Annotated in this window: 2 protein-coding genes; one reads left to right on the forward strand and one right to left on the reverse strand. The window is 50.9% G+C overall.

All coding sequences use genetic code 11. The features are described 5' to 3' along the window. On the forward strand, positions 1-507 hold a 507-nt coding region (locus XpopCFBP1817_RS21740), incomplete at its 5' end, for a hypothetical protein (RefSeq protein WP_158251342.1). Positions 508-749: 242 nt separating this feature from the next. Here XpopCFBP1817_RS21740 and XpopCFBP1817_RS20750 read toward each other — a convergent pair. Next, positions 750-1,253 (reverse strand): IS5 family transposase (locus tag XpopCFBP1817_RS20750; protein ID WP_128418481.1); only part of this gene is annotated, 504 nt, incomplete at its 5' end.

A 1,253-nucleotide genomic window follows, 5' to 3' on the forward strand; every position in this document is an offset into this window, starting at 1 on the left:
GCTGATCATGTCTGTCGTTCTCCGCTGGCAGGGCGTCAAGTCAATGATGGCAGATTGCTGGGGTTTTTAGAGGCTCCTAATAGAAGAAAGTTAACTTTTCTGCTTGCATTGGCTGTGAGTTTGATCTTCTTGGCGAATTTCGCGAACGCTTCTGAAAGCGGTAAGCGGGCTATATATTTGTATTGCAATATCTACACTGATAACTCGTGTTTTGGTATGACACCTGGTGAGCATGCAAAAATAGATTTGCCTTCTGACTTCTTGGTTTATGAGGTCGAAATGCGTGGTGGTTCAAAAGAGGTTGTATATTCTGGAGGAAGTCCTAATATTCAAAGTAAGTCACTTTATCGTAAGTTTGAGGATTGCACTGACGATGATGGGGTGTGTGTGTTCCTTTATTTTCAGGGTGATGTGGTCGAGGCTGTCTATTCAAGGGCAAGAAATGTAAATTCCACACACTTGATTGTTAAAGGTGTGAGTGGTCCGAACTTGGCAAATGTAAAATAGTTCGTGGAAAATTTTAGGGTCTGCAAGAATGTTGGGGAATTGATTGAGTGTACGGATGCGCCAATATTTAAATTTCCGTCGAGAGCTATAGAGTCTCCTTAATTGATTGATCAGTCTCATGCCTTAAGGATGGTATGATCAACGGCATCGGAGGATGAGCCAAACCACATCAGCCAGGCTGACGGCGCTCAGGCCCTCGGTTTTTTTGCCGTTTTCGGCGCGTTTGCGGGGTGTTGCCCGGGTTACAGGCGCACCGTCCCCACGACAGGCATCAACTGCTTTCGCTTCAGCCACAGGTTCGACAGCGCAAACAGCGTCAGCACCTGTGCCGTGTTCTTCGCCAAGCCGCGATAGCGGACCTTGACGTCACCAAACTGGCGTTTGATCACCCGAGACGGATGTTCCACCTTCGCCCGCAGGCTGGCCTTGGTGTGCTCCCAGCGCTTGGCCCACTGCATCTCGCGCGCGTTCTTGATCTGCTTGAGCTTGGACGGCTTCTCCGCGATCAGGTAGCGCAACTTGCGCTTGCGCGCCATCTCCGCACGCTTCTCCAGACCCGTGTAACCGCTATCCCCACTGAGCGTGTCTTCCTTGCCATGCAGCAGCTTGTGCGCCTGCGTGATATCGGCGACGTTGGCTGCCGTGCATTCCACGTGGTGCACCAATCCGGACACATCGTCTACGCCAATGTGCGCTTTCATCCCGAAGTCATACTGCTTGCCTTTCTTGGTCTGGTGCATCTCCGG

The organism is Xanthomonas populi, from assembly GCF_002940065.1.
GTDB lineage: Bacteria > Pseudomonadota > Gammaproteobacteria > Xanthomonadales > Xanthomonadaceae > Xanthomonas > Xanthomonas populi.